Source organism: Pseudoalteromonas sp. B131b, from assembly GCF_037162545.1.
Classification (GTDB): domain Bacteria; phylum Pseudomonadota; class Gammaproteobacteria; order Enterobacterales; family Alteromonadaceae; genus Pseudoalteromonas; species Pseudoalteromonas fuliginea.
Genome location: NZ_JARLUZ010000001.1, coordinates 2,147,406 through 2,160,363, shown reverse-complemented (window position 1 = coordinate 2,160,363; position 12,958 = coordinate 2,147,406). Strand labels below are relative to the sequence as shown.

Genomic DNA, 12,958 nt, shown 5'->3' with positions numbered 1-12,958 from the left:
CTAAAAAAAGTGCCACAACAGTTTACCATGGGTGAATAATATCTATTAGATCACAGCGAACAGATGGATTCAAGGTTAAAAAACAATCAATTGGAAATAGTAGAATACGTTCCTAAAAAGAGTAATTCTACAGCCTATCGTGGTAGAGCGACCTATTGCTAGGCCGACCCCACACAGATCCGGACGTGCGGAACTACCGCATCCGGCTCTTCAGTTATATATTCACTCGTGTAAAACACACTACCCTAGTACCAATCAACAAAGATATTTCGCTTGCTGACTTTGATACTCTCAATGTTAAAATACCCTATCATCTTCTTGAAATTACTCCAGTTATAACTTCGTCGACCACTGCGTCTGTTCAACCATTTATATAAACTATGTAGCACATAGTCATATATTGTGGATAAGCTTCGGCTGTTGTCTGGTAAACCAAAGTAATTTCTAAATCCTATCAGTTTTCGTCTCAATTGAGGTAGCCAGCTTTTCAATTTTAATGAATACCTTGCTTTGATCCATCGATAATATTCACTCAGCGTCGCCTTTTGCTTCTTCGCAGCCGTTCGTCGCCTAAGTCGTGGCTTACCATTTGAATCTGTGCCCCAATAGAACTCAAACCCTAGAAATACAAAGTGACGTTTTCGACCAACATGAAATCTACTAAATCGCATTAGCGAGGTTTTGTCTTGCGCAACGTCTAAATTAAATTTCTTTAATCGCTTGGGTAACACTTTATAAAAGCGCTCTGCGTCATTTGCAAATTGAAATGCGCAAACAAAATCGTCTGCATAGCGGATCATCATTGCACTTCCACGCATCCTCGGCTTTACTTTCTTTTCAAACCAGAGATCTAAAGCATAATGCAGATATATATTAGCCAACACTGGGCTGATAATTCCACCTTGAGGGCTTCCACTTGATGGTTTAGTGAATACGCCATCGGGTGATTTTATCCGCGCTTTTAACCACTGGTTGATTAAATTAAGCATTGCCTTATCATCAATGCGTAACGCTAACATTTTCATCAGCCATTCATGCTCAAGGTTGTCGAAGAAGCCTTTAATGTCAGCTTCAACGATATAACCATATCCTTTAAATTGAAGATTCATTGTTAGGCTATGTACTGCTTGATGTGCACTTTTATTCGGCCTATACCCATAGCTATTGCGCATAAAGTCTTGCTCCCAGATACTTTGCAGGATCTGACTAACACTTTGTTGCACAAGTTTGTCATCAACTGTTGGAAGCCCTAGCGGTCGTTCTTTACCATTGGGTTTTGGGATGTAGATGCGTTTAATATCATTAACTCGATAACTTTTCTGTTTGAGTTGCTGACTTAAACGTTCGATATTTTCAATTAACGTCGACTTGTATTTTGGCATCGTAATGCCATCAATACCCGGACTGGCTAATTTATTGAGTTGACCCCAGCTTTCATACAGGCTTGCGGCATCTAGCAATCCATATAGATTCTGAAACCTGTGCTTAGGGTGAGTATGTGCTTTAAATGCAAGGGTATTAAGTGTTGTTGTCATAATATTTCCAGCCCTACTTTGTCCGGTCTATGTGTCGACTTAGTACCCGATATAACTGTCAGCTCCTTCGCCATGTACAGGGCTTTCCCCTGCCCAGACTACTATGGGCTGATCTGACTTCCAAAAGGTCATCGTTAGCTTTGCTTTTCGTTAAGCTTTCCTACCACCATCCTTGTGGAACACCTTTGGATCTCTCAAGTTCTCAAACCATCTCTTTATACATGCCACGGCTTTGAAACTCCGCTGACTCGCCACAACCTTACTAACACGGCTGTTTTGCATGGACTTCGGTGGCGTTGCAAACCTCGTCAGTCAGATCTAATATTTATCGGAGCGATATCAGCACTTCAGGATCACGATAACCCCTATGGCCTACATAATTCTCTGTGTACGCTTCGCCAATCTTGTTCGTGTGATGCTATCCTCATAACTGAAAAGCAATTGCTAATCCCACACTCCGCCAAAGGCGCAACACTCGATACAGGAGGTTAGTTAGACCTTGCCCGACAGGGACTTGCACCCTGCAAGATGGATCAAGCTTAGCTTGACGCACCAACGCCGCAGTAAACGGCGAGCAATAGCGAGTCCGGGGAGCTCAGCGGACGTATTTGACCGCATTGTTAGCATTATTCGTAATCCCACAAGTCTTCACAGTCAGCCTCCAATGCCTTTAAATCCTGACGAAGCCTAGAATAATAGCAATCTGTAGATGTTTTTTTGAAACAAAGAACAGGCGGTGTCTTTCTCGCTTTTGAATAGTAGTATGGGGTGACAACCGCCCTGTGCTCACTTAAAAATGTAGATTGGGGGTTAAAGTAGTGGTGTCCAACTATTCTAATGTGATCACCTTTTGTAGAAATCTCTTGAATCATTTTTATTGATTCTCTGATTTTAATTCTAAAGCTACTTTCATCACTTCCGACTTTCTTACAGATAATCTCAACCATATTTGAGTCCGGGTGTTGAAGAAATATTGTTGTTTTCTTCTTCTCATCTTTAAATCGCTCCTCTAAATGCCGGAGATTATTGGAAATCCAAGTTCTACCATCATTCAAAACAACCCGCAGAACTTCTGAGTTTTTTATTATATCTCCGTAATCGTATGCACCCGACGATCCGAAAGAATGCGTTAATCCAATCTCTTCCTCATGGTCTATAGCTGATAGTCTATTTAATATTTTATCGGAGTTCTTTTCCAAAACTTTTATGAACTCCTGCCGGAGTATCAACTCGTATATTCCACCCCAAACACCTCCAATTAAAAATACCGAAGATAATTGAGATAGTACCGATGCTTCTATTGATGATTTATTGTCGGAGAAGGCATACAAAACCAAGAGCCCAAGACCCAATATTAAAAGCACTAAAGTGGCTAATAGAGCACCACTTCTATATTTAAATTTTTCTAAAGTTCCATCAGTCATACTCAATTCCCAATTTAAAATGTGACAATGCTAACGAGCCTGTAGATTAACTCGTTTTTTATTTATTTTTATTGATGAATCAACCATAGCTGAGTTCCTATTTTGGTTCAATTGATTACTGTATTTTTACGCAGAATATTGAAGTGTTTGATATTGTTTTAATTGGCGTTTTGGAAGGGATTACGGGTGTTTGAGTGGCTTTTATTTAGAGTAAAAGGGCTCCCCTTCTTAATGCATCGTGTTTTGCAGCTTTTCTATATTATGAACAAGGCAATACAGTTGCCGCAGCATAAACTAAAGGCATTCACTTTCGCTTGACCCCTTAAGGTCAATTTATTCATGCCTTTGTTCACTGTAATATTCCGCTAAAGAAATTTAAAGCAAGTGTAAGAGAACTCACTAACCGCAACTGGGGATCTCAATGACCCTACAAATTCATAAACTCACGCAGTATTTACGTGGCTGGGGACACCATTACCTAATAGCCAACACTTATCAGTTAACGGTGGATTTAGATCATTGGATCCGCCGTAGGATAAGAATGTGCTACTGGCGGCAATGGCGAAAACCTCGTACCAAAGTACGCAGTTTAATGAAATTAGGTGTTAGCAAACGACTCGCCATAGCCTGTGGTATCACCAGTAAAGGCCCTTGTCGAAGCTCAAAAACAAAAGGAATTAACATTGCGCTAGGCAATGATTACTTAGCGTCACAAGGTTTAGTGTCATTGAGAGATATTTGGATCAATATTCATTACGGGAGATGAACCGCCCATTGCGGACCCGCATGATGGGTGGTGTGGGGGCTGGAGGTTAGAGACCTCCGGCTACCCGATTATACACGCATTTCAGCAAGCTTCTGAAAGAAATTCACTCCAGAAAGTGTAATGCCATCTTCGAAATAGCCGTTATCCTCTAAATCTCGGATATAGGCCCGAGGTTGTTCACTCAAAAAGTCGTTGATACGCCTCATGGCATGAGTAGTACTAGAAGTAAGTAATACTTTTTCTCCAATTTGAGGAATTATGTTGTTGTAAGTGTAATCCTCGAATCCTTTTTCAAACTCTCGGCCTTCTTTTTTACGCATTCGATCCATGAGTAACCTTTTACCCATTTTATTCAATTCTTTTTGAGAAGAAGATAGCTCATCTTCTTTTTCTTTTAATTTTGATAGAATTTGACTTTTTTCTTCTTCTTGAAGTTGTGCTCTATCTAGTAAATTACTAACAATTTCATTTCTTTCTTCTATGACTTTTTCTATCTCTTCTTTTCCGTCTTTAATTTTTTCTTTTGTTTCACTAATTTCACTATTTATAGAGGGAGAGTTTTGTAAATAATCCCTCATTGAAGAGTAACCTTCATCGAGGTTTCTCAATTTCTCACCAAAGCCACTCTCCATTTTAGCAAGTAATTGAGCAATATTTTTAGTGAAATTATTCGTATTATCATAGAATGTATTACTGGTTTCAGTCGCTTTAAAGTAAAAAAGAGCAGCTAACGCTACAGAAAATAATGCTAATAAAAGCGAAAGTAATGTTGGAAAGTCTACTGTTAAATCAATAGGCGTTAAATACACCTTGTAAGACAGAACGCCTACAACAGTAATAGTACAAATAGCCTTAACCCAATCCCATAACCCGGCTTTAGTTAAAGTATAAATTTTTTCGGTCAATTCAAATTCTCCTTGTGTGTATAACACTTTAGTATTTATGCAACACGCAGTTTGTGTTGCATAATCGCTTGTTGGGCTGAGGCGCTACCTGCTCGGTGTGTCAGAGTAGGTGTTGTTTATGCTATGGGAATTTGCTTTTTATGGCCTAACCAATATCTAGCCAATTTAATTGGCGTGTATATCGTATCTAAGCTGTCCCTGCATTGCTCAGCGTTTATTATGTCCTTATTACACCTAAATTTGGCTTGATAAGCAACCACTGTAGACTATTTCAGTTTTTACTTGTTCAATGAGTGTATTCATGGCTTACCTTCAAGTAATGGGTGGCCAAAATCACTGTACCACTACAATGTGCTATTTGCAGACGGTCAGGAGTATAACGTCTAAAGTCTGGATTCTGACCCGTCTGGATTTGTCTGGCTTTCTGAAAATTCGCAATATTTTGCATAGTATTTTCCATTCGATTTCAGTTTATATAACAGTCATAAGCTTTTATGACATATTTATTGGAGCGTGTTAATAGTCGTTTGCCTATTAGCGGTAATGTATTTTGCTAAGTCTTTCACTGCCTCATTCGAATTTATTACTTGGTTCGACAAATAAACATCTGGTTCGATAGGTTGCTGACAATGCTCTTTTCCAGATGGGCGAGTAAAGATAAGTGTCGGCATGGTTAGTTCTAAATTAGAACCAGACAAAACATGAGTTTCTATACGCCCAGTAGTGCAAGACCTTACATTTGAGTGACCCGCAATGACAGCTTGTCGAGAGTCCTGTAGTGAGGTTAAAAACAAAAGAGTGGATGAATAACTGAGCGGCCCCATTAGTAAATATGCCCGTCCAGGTATCTTTAAACCCTTATGCGCGTCGACAGGCACTAATTGATTAAATGTGCCTTCAATAATCTCACCTTGTTTACCCTGAATAGGTCCTAGTTTAATATTTCGTTCCGTCATACGAATTTTAAAGTTTGACAGAAATGGAAATGGCTTGCTCGCAATGTAAGGTGCAATACCTTGCTGCCAATAGTGATCGGTCCCCCCGGGTTGTGGCGAACGTCGATAATCACATCTTTGACGTTCGCATCTTTAAACGCCAGCCACGTTTCATCTAGAAATGTGAAAAAAGGTTGTTCTTGTTCTTGAGAATAAAAAAAGCGATCGACACGCAAATACCCTATGTCATTGTCTAGTATTCGACTTTGGACAAATTCCCTCACACCACCATTGTGATTTTCTGGGTCATCACTGACACCCATTATAGATAATTGCTTGCGCTTATTTTTATGCATAAACTCAATTTGATAATCTTTGCTACTACCAAACAGTAACCAGTACATTTTGTTAAATCGACTGGCAGTAAAAGCAGCCCTAAACTCTAATGAGTCGCCATACATTCTTGCCAACATAGTTTCAATTATTTTTGATGCCCTAACTCCGTTGACTGAGGTAATCTCATCACCGATTTTAATATCTGAATAGCCCTCAAGAGTTTCCGCCACAAGCAAACGTTGGGATGCATCTATCATTACGTCAAATGGAAATAGACGACCACCTTTCTGAATGTGGCTCTTAAATTGCTCATCAAGCTGTGGCGAAGCAATTAGCATGTGTCCATCTTTAAAGTAAGGATTCAGCTGAGAGAAGTATTTCCATGCTTCATAATGTGTCATGGGTGAAGTTATACCTTCTGACAAGGATTCTATCTGCGATTTAACTTCAGATACATCCATAGTAAAGCCCGGATCTGGGTGGATCGTATCAAGGCGTTCACTTAGCTCAGTCAGGTTGCTTTTTAATGCCTTAATGCTCACTATCTTGCCAGATGAAGACAGGTTAGTCTGAGTATTACCTTCTTGCGTTATTGTGTTTTTTGCAAATGGCTTTGGTTCATTCAAGCTAGTGCAGCCAACTAAAAACGCAATAAGCAAAATTAAAATTATATTCTTCAATTTTTTGTCCTCATTTCTCTTTTCCACTATATAAATCGACTGATGAACCTTGTTATCCACTTGCAAATAATTTTCAAGTTTGCTTGATACAGCGGCAAAAGTAGCTACTCGTACCCGAGGTTAATAAATATTCACCAAACGTTTTATCCACGGCGATTAGGAGCTGTATTAAAGAGGTGTTCATGAGAAAAAGCGTCTGATTTTGACGAGTTGGGCGTGCGATTCGGTCGGTTCGCACTTATTCACTATCGAGTTTCAGTTGTTTCCTATACTGGCTTGGGGTCATTCCTTTGAATTGCTTGAAAACGGCATTAAAGGTACTTTTTGAGGAAAACCCAGCAGATAGAGCTAGATCAATAAGTCTCTCTTTTGGATTAGAAGAGATTTGAGAACAGACTGTTTTTATTCTGTATTCGTTAACAAATTGATAAAAGTTCTTATTTGCTTGCTGATTGAGGATTTCAGATAAGTGATGACTACTAAGGTTGGTATATCTTGCTAGCGCATCTAAGGTAAGTTCACTTTCTAGATAAGGTTGCTCTTCTTCCATATATTGAACAATGTTTTCTAATAATTTGGCTCTAGTATTAGAGTCGAAGCATTGTGCCTTGGTTGTCGAGTTGAGTGCTTCCGCTGGAGTTTCACCCAAGTTACCAATGACAAATAAGTTTGGCTCACGCCACTGAGCCATCGAAACGCTGTATATCAAAGTAAAGGCAATGAGATCACTAGCAATAGCCAAAGTAGAATTTGCACCGATTATTGTGCTGACAGCTTCTGTCAGCAACATTCCTGCGTACAAATTTAATACTATCCATAACCAGGTAAATATTTTGGGATTAAAGTTGGAAAGCGTGTCACGCGCATGGCGTCCACTTTTAGTTATCAGTTTGACACTCAATGCTAAATAAAAAAATGCCTGTACGAACATAATAATCTGAGTCAGCAGTTGGATATTTTCTTTGTGTAAAGCGTTATTAGCGATGTTGATTTTTTCAGTCGGGGTAGAAAATAAAAAATCTATATTTAAGAGAAGACAAAGTAATAAAGGCGTAGCGTGAATACCATCCTTTAAATGGAATGACTTTTTAATTATCGCTGACCGAAAATATAAATATAAAAATGCACCAAAGCTGGCGGGAACAAAGTAGCCCCATCCAATTAAATTGGCAAAAACAGTATCCTCAGCATGCACTACAATCAAAGGGCTGCAGAAATAAAATGCTTGAAAAAGACACCAAACGCCCATTATGCGCCCAGTATTGTTAACGCCTGCACTAAACAAAAGCATTGCTGCTAATAAAATGCCTTGGAATGTTCCGATGGCATGAAGATATTGCATTGGCAAGGAAATAAACAGCATGGGGATAGTTGTAAATAGAAATTAGGTAGATGTTTAATGTTGCTAGGTTAGCAGATTGCTAAACTTATTGTTAGCTGTGTCTGACATTTTATTCAGTTTGAGCTGTAGAGGTGATTCCAGAAAACAGAGCCAACGAGATCAAATCTTGACTTCATACTTTACAATTCTTGACCGTCCGCCGTTCGCTCTAAATCGACCATTAATTACTATACAAAGACACTGATTGTATTGAATGCTAACTTGCTACGCTTAATTGCTTTTACAGTATGTTATTTAAGTAGAACTTGCTGAGTTTATTTTAAAGTGTGTGATGGCATGGGTAATGAAATAAAAAATAAATTTTTATTAATGTGCTTTAGGTTAAATTAGATTGGAGGTTTAACACCCAAATGAGGAATTTGGGTGGCAGTCTTACCAGCCACATCTCGGCACACACGTCACAAACTGTGGCTGCTCCCTTCCGGGCCTGACCAGGTTCGCCTGCTAGTGTTGCGAGAGGACCAATAAGACTACCATTGAGGGCCTTGGTTGGCGCGGGGGGATTATCTCTACTTTTGCTCTGTTATTCAAGGGATAATCTAAAAGAAAGTGCGATTGCATACTTCATATACAATCGCGGTGCATTTAGCTGTTTTGATGCGTATTAATTACTCTCTAACTGAGTTTTAATATTACGTAATGCTGCTTTTACTTTTTTCATGTTCTCAGGGCCCATGCGTAAAAGTTGTTTTTGTGCGGCTGGTAATTGCTCCCACTCTGAAAATGCGTATTGATATGTTACTGAATTACGAAGTAATGGTAAGTCGCCCTCAGGTTCTGGCGTATCAAGTAACAAATCAATTGCATCGGTTAGGGTTTGATTAAACTCATCATCGCCATAACCTATTTCAGTATATGCACTATTAATAAGCGGTTTATATTCTTCGTACATACGCACTGCTTGAGCTGCACTCATACTGGTGAATACTTTTACATACGGTGTATAACGCTCATAGCTATTAGGATCAATCGTTAAAATATCCCCTTCTGTTACGCTAAAACTCTCTTCTGGCTTAATAACAGGTGTATGCTTTTTGGCTATTTTGCCTTGGGCAATGTTATCTATAAATACAACACCACGGCGAATCACATCGTCGGTTACCATTAAGCTCATCACAGAATCACTTAAGTACTCATCCATTTTAGCAACAACCACCGCGTCACTTTCGTCAAGCGTCACTAATGGTTCTACTTTTGGGGCCGGCTCAACAGGGCGTTGTGTTGGCACTTCAAGTTCTTCAGGTTCCTCTGATTTTACTGCAGAAGGAGTATCAATAATAGGAGCAATTTCTGGTTTAAGCTCCATTATTGGCTGCTCTTTAGCTGGCGGTTCTACCTCTGTGCGTGTTACTTCTTCATCACTTGGTTTAAGTAATACGAAAGCAGCCGCGCATGCTACGACTATTAAAATAATAACGGCAAAAAGAAGATTGTTATTAGGTGGACGTTTTTGAACATCTGACACTTCTGGTTTATCTGACATACGAACTCCATAAAAAATTAAAATGCGATATCACTTAGAATACGCTAAGTGGATTAAATTCATTCTGACACACATACTATGACATTTAATAACACGGCAATAATAGCTCAAAGGTTAAGCGCTAAATTGCAAAGTTAAATAATGTAATGAGTATAAGGGCAGTTATCCTTTGATTCTTCTAGCTTAAAGACTTACAGTGAATAAATAAAGCAAAGACGTAGAACAGTTTAACCACCAATATGAAAATCAAGCAAGTTGATCCCAAAAAACCTAAAATAGCCTTGTTACTTACAGGTGGTGGCGCACGTGCTGCTTACCAAGTGGGCGTACTAAAAGCACTCGCTCATAGCATGCCGCGTACAGCTCCATTACCATTTAGGGTAATAAATGGCACCTCAGCTGGGGCAATTAATTCTGCAGCGTTAGCATGTTACGCCTCGTGTGCGCATTTGGCTGTACGAAAGCTCGAATCTGTTTGGAAAAACTTTTCAACCTCTATGGTGTATAAAAGCGACTTTTTAAGTGTGTTTGGTCATATTGCGCGTAATATTTTAACGAGCTTTCAGTCAGAGCATATTAATCACCCGCCTGCGAGCTTGCTAAATAATCGCCCTCTTCGTAGTTTATTAAACGAAATTTTAGATTTACACCGCATTGAACGCAATTTACATCGTAATTATTTAGATGCGCTGTCTATTACGGCCTCAAGTTATACAACGGGTGACTCGGTTGCATTTTTTCAATCTAATACGCAAACATCTTGGCAGCGTGCTAAACGCGAGGGTCGTGCTACGCGCATTAATGTTGAGCATTTAATGGCGTCGAGTGCCATTCCGATGGTATTTCCTAGCGTAAATATTTATAACCATTACTTTGGTGATGGCTCTATACATCAGCTTTCACCGCTTAGTCCGTCGATTCACTTAGGGGCTGAAAAAATATTTATTATTGGGGTCGATCAACCTAAAGAATTACACCCACCGGGTTATTCTGCGCATTACCCAGGGCTTTCTGCTGTCGCAGGACATTTACTCGACAGTGTATTTACCGACACTATGCAATCGGATTTAGAACGTTTGGACCGTATTAACCGAACCTTAGGGCTATTACCTGCACGCGATAAACATCAAGAGCTTAAACAAATTGATACGTTTGTAATTAACCCTTCGCAAAATTTTAATGCCATTGCAGCGCAGTATTACAACGATATGCCATGGGCTATTAAAGTATTGCTTCGTACCATAGGTGTAAAAAAACATTCGCAATCGAGCTTAACCAGTTATCTATTGTTTGAAAAACGCTACACCCAGCATTTAATGCAAATTGGTTATGAAGACGGTATGAAAAAATTACCGGAGATACGCAAGTTTTTAGAACTAGATTAAGCCCAAACAGAAACGTTATTCTATTCCGTCGAGCAGGTAGTGCTCTACCCGCTCAACGCGCCTTGGTTTTCCTTGCAGTACTAATATATCGTTAGCCAGTAATAAGGTTTGATCCGATGGAGCGTCTATTTCGCGATCTTGCCTGCGTAACGCTTTTATAAACACTCTTCGTTTTGTTAAATTAAGCTCACTAATACTTTTATTTACAGCAAACGCTTTATCGGGCAAAGCTATAACATGCAGGTATTCTAATCTATCGCTATTATTTTCATCGCTATCAATGTGCTCACCGGAAAAAAAGCTTTGCAAAAATTTATAGCGATTACGGCGCTCTTTACTTACACGCCTAACAATTCGGCTCATGGGTACACCCGACATAGATAAAACATGCGACACTAACATTAAACTTGCTTCTAAAGTTTCGGGCACAACTTCGGTTACCCCCAATTCTTTTAACTTTTCGAGCTGACTGTCATCTCGCGTGCGTATAAGTATTTTAACTTCGGGCGCTATTTGCTTTATAGCGTCTATTACTATTTGTGTTTGCTCAAATTCAGTAAAGGTAATAATGACTAAGCGTGCACGCTCTACCCCTGCACATTTTAAAATGTCTTTTTGTTTAACGTGTCCAAATATTACGGGTTCTCCAGCGGCTTTACCTTCTTGAACGAGTATTGGGTTACTCTCAATAGCGACATATTCTATTGCCTCAGGCTTTAAAAACCGCGCAATGGTTTGCCCAACTCTTGAAAAGCCACAAATAACAACATGATTACTATAAAGCGCGCTACTTTTAGGTTCATTTTCCCATCCCATACTTGCGCGTTTTAATACGCCTAAACGTTTTAAAATAAGCGGTGTTTTATCAATTAAAAATGGTGTAAAGGCCATTGAAAGTACACCCAATGCAATTAAAAATGAGGTTTGATCACTCGTTAATAATTGCTGTTGTCCACTTAAGGCAATAAGTACAAAACCAAACTCTCCCATTTGCCAAAGCATAATTGCACAAGCCAATGCATCTTGTCTTCGCTCCCCCATAAGCTGCGCGCTTATTGCAACAACGGTTATTTTTAAAATTAATAAGCCAAGTAACGCACCAATTATAAATAAGCCATTACTAAACACATATAATAAATCAAGCTGCATGCCGACAGTTACAAAAAATAGGCCCATTAAAATATCGCGAAAGGGCCTTATATCAGCCTCTAGTTGGTGTCTGTAATGACTCTCGCCCAACATCATACCGGCTAAAAAAGCGCCAAGAGCCATTGATAGACCAAACATATATGTTAGCAACGCGGCAAATAACGCAACCAGTAATGTTGTAAGCACAAATAACTCATCGGTGCGTACTAGCGCTATTTCGTTAAATACTTTAGGCAGTATCCATTTGCCTATAGCCCATAACAATAGGCAAACAAATGCGCCTTTAGTTAATGCAAAAGCAAGCGCCCAACTAATGCTTTGTGAATCGCTAGATGCTAATAAAGGAAGAATAATAAGCAAGGGAACAACCGCTATATCTTGAAATAACAATACACCAACGGCTAGTTGTCCACGACGCTGGTTTAGCTCGCCGGTTTCTTTTAATAACTTAACCACCACGGCAGTGGATGAAAGCGCCATAATGATACTAATAGCAAAGCTAGTTAATAAGCTGAAATTTAAGCAATATAAAACAACAATAAGTATCAGGCTGGTCACAACTACTTGTAGTGACCCAAGGCCAAACACAATATTGCGCATTGCCATTAAACGTGAAATAGAAAACTCTAACCCTAAACTAAATAACAAAAATACAATACCAAGCTCTGCCACAAAGTCGATTTCATGCGTGTGTGCCATCCAACCAATACCATGGCTGCCAGCTAAAACCCCTGTTGCTAGATACGCCAAAATAGGCGGCAATCCAATGCGCTTAAAAAACCATACAAAAAGTACTGCAACAACTAATAAGCCAAAAAATTGAACATTAATACTCTGCAAACTGAACCTCACGCTTAAATTAAACCAAGGGACTTACATTAAATATAGCAACCATCTGTTTTTCGGCCAGTTTTAAAATATGGCATAAAAATAGCTTAGTAATTGTAAAGCAACACCC

9 protein-coding genes, 1 other RNA gene and 2 pseudogenes are annotated in these 12,958 nt (G+C 39.3%); 2 read left to right on the top strand and 10 right to left on the bottom strand.

The features are described 5' to 3' along the window. Window positions 1-245: 245 nt before the first annotated feature. From ltrA to P4S65_RS21900, 3 genes and pseudogenes are all read right to left on the bottom strand, one after another. A complete protein-coding gene (gene ltrA, locus P4S65_RS09860; RefSeq protein ID WP_337120081.1) occupies window positions 246-1,535 on the bottom strand; it encodes a group II intron reverse transcriptase/maturase in 1,290 nt (429 codons plus the stop codon). Between the two features lie 626 nt (window positions 1,536-2,161). Continuing rightward, window positions 2,162-2,959, bottom strand: a complete 798-nt coding sequence (locus P4S65_RS09855; RefSeq protein WP_337120080.1) for a hypothetical protein — start codon at window positions 2,957-2,959, stop codon at window positions 2,162-2,164. 228 nt (window positions 2,960-3,187) lie between these two features. Then, window positions 3,188-3,321, bottom strand: a pseudogene (locus P4S65_RS21900) (transposase); the annotation flags it as partial. 3 nt (window positions 3,322-3,324) lie between these two features. On the opposite strand from P4S65_RS21900, the pseudogene P4S65_RS09850 reads away from it, so the two are divergent. Next, window positions 3,325-3,725, top strand: a pseudogene (locus P4S65_RS09850) (group II intron maturase-specific domain-containing protein); the annotation flags it as partial. Window positions 3,726-3,793: 68 nt separating this feature from the next. Here the strand turns inward: P4S65_RS09850 and P4S65_RS09845 are convergent. The 6 genes from P4S65_RS09845 to P4S65_RS09820 form a co-directional block, all read right to left on the bottom strand. Continuing rightward, complete coding sequence (locus P4S65_RS09845; RefSeq protein WP_007376786.1) at window positions 3,794-4,630, bottom strand: hypothetical protein; 837 nt, start codon at window positions 4,628-4,630, stop codon at window positions 3,794-3,796. A gap of 503 nt (window positions 4,631-5,133) precedes the next feature. Continuing rightward, window positions 5,134-5,586: a hypothetical protein gene (locus P4S65_RS09840; RefSeq protein WP_337120079.1), complete on the bottom strand. Its 453-nt coding sequence runs from the start codon at window positions 5,584-5,586 to the stop codon at window positions 5,134-5,136. Next, window positions 5,583-6,581: a S41 family peptidase gene (locus tag P4S65_RS09835; protein ID WP_337120078.1), complete on the bottom strand. Its 999-nt coding sequence runs from the start codon at window positions 6,579-6,581 to the stop codon at window positions 5,583-5,585. The genes P4S65_RS09840 and P4S65_RS09835 overlap by 4 nt, the downstream gene beginning before the upstream one ends. Window positions 6,582-6,819: 238 nt before the next feature. Beyond that, the gene (locus P4S65_RS09830) at window positions 6,820-7,944 is read right to left on the bottom strand and encodes a helix-turn-helix domain-containing protein (RefSeq protein WP_337120077.1); all 1,125 of its coding nucleotides are present in this window, start codon (window positions 7,942-7,944) and stop codon (window positions 6,820-6,822) included. Between the two features lie 409 nt (window positions 7,945-8,353). Further along, an RNA gene (ffs, locus tag P4S65_RS09825) (signal recognition particle sRNA small type) lies at window positions 8,354-8,450 on the bottom strand. A 137-nt stretch (window positions 8,451-8,587) separates the two neighbouring features. Next, window positions 8,588-9,466 carry a DUF3014 domain-containing protein gene (locus tag P4S65_RS09820; RefSeq protein ID WP_337120076.1) on the bottom strand — a complete coding sequence of 293 codons (879 nt, stop codon included), beginning with the start codon at window positions 9,464-9,466 and terminating at the stop codon, window positions 8,588-8,590. A gap of 239 nt (window positions 9,467-9,705) precedes the next feature. Between P4S65_RS09820 and P4S65_RS09815 the strand changes: the two genes are divergently transcribed. Beyond that, window positions 9,706-10,851 (top strand): patatin-like phospholipase family protein, encoded by a 1,146-nt coding sequence (locus tag P4S65_RS09815; RefSeq protein ID WP_007376790.1) that lies wholly within the window; start codon window positions 9,706-9,708, stop codon window positions 10,849-10,851. A 15-nt stretch (window positions 10,852-10,866) separates the two neighbouring features. Here P4S65_RS09815 and P4S65_RS09810 read toward each other — a convergent pair whose 3' ends face one another. Continuing rightward, complete coding sequence (locus P4S65_RS09810; protein ID WP_008133904.1) at window positions 10,867-12,840, bottom strand: monovalent cation:proton antiporter-2 (CPA2) family protein; 1,974 nt, start codon at window positions 12,838-12,840, stop codon at window positions 10,867-10,869. Window positions 12,841-12,958 lie beyond the last annotated feature (118 nt).

Bases quoted from the DNA above. Each gene is read 5' to 3' on its own strand.
- P4S65_RS09840 (WP_337120079.1), bottom strand. From the start codon at position 5,586: ATGACGGAACGAAATATTAAACTAGGACCTATTCAGGGTAAACAAGGT.
- P4S65_RS09855 (WP_337120080.1), bottom strand. From the start codon at position 2,959: ATGACTGATGGAACTTTAGAAAAATTTAAATATAGAAGTGGTGCTCTA.
- P4S65_RS09815 (WP_007376790.1), top strand. From the start codon at position 9,706: ATGAAAATCAAGCAAGTTGATCCCAAAAAACCTAAAATAGCCTTGTTA.
- ltrA (WP_337120081.1), bottom strand. From the start codon at position 1,535: ATGACAACAACACTTAATACCCTTGCATTTAAAGCACATACTCACCCT.
- P4S65_RS09820 (WP_337120076.1), bottom strand. From the start codon at position 9,466: ATGTCAGATAAACCAGAAGTGTCAGATGTTCAAAAACGTCCACCTAAT.
- P4S65_RS09830 (WP_337120077.1), bottom strand. From the start codon at position 7,944: ATGCTGTTTATTTCCTTGCCAATGCAATATCTTCATGCCATCGGAACA.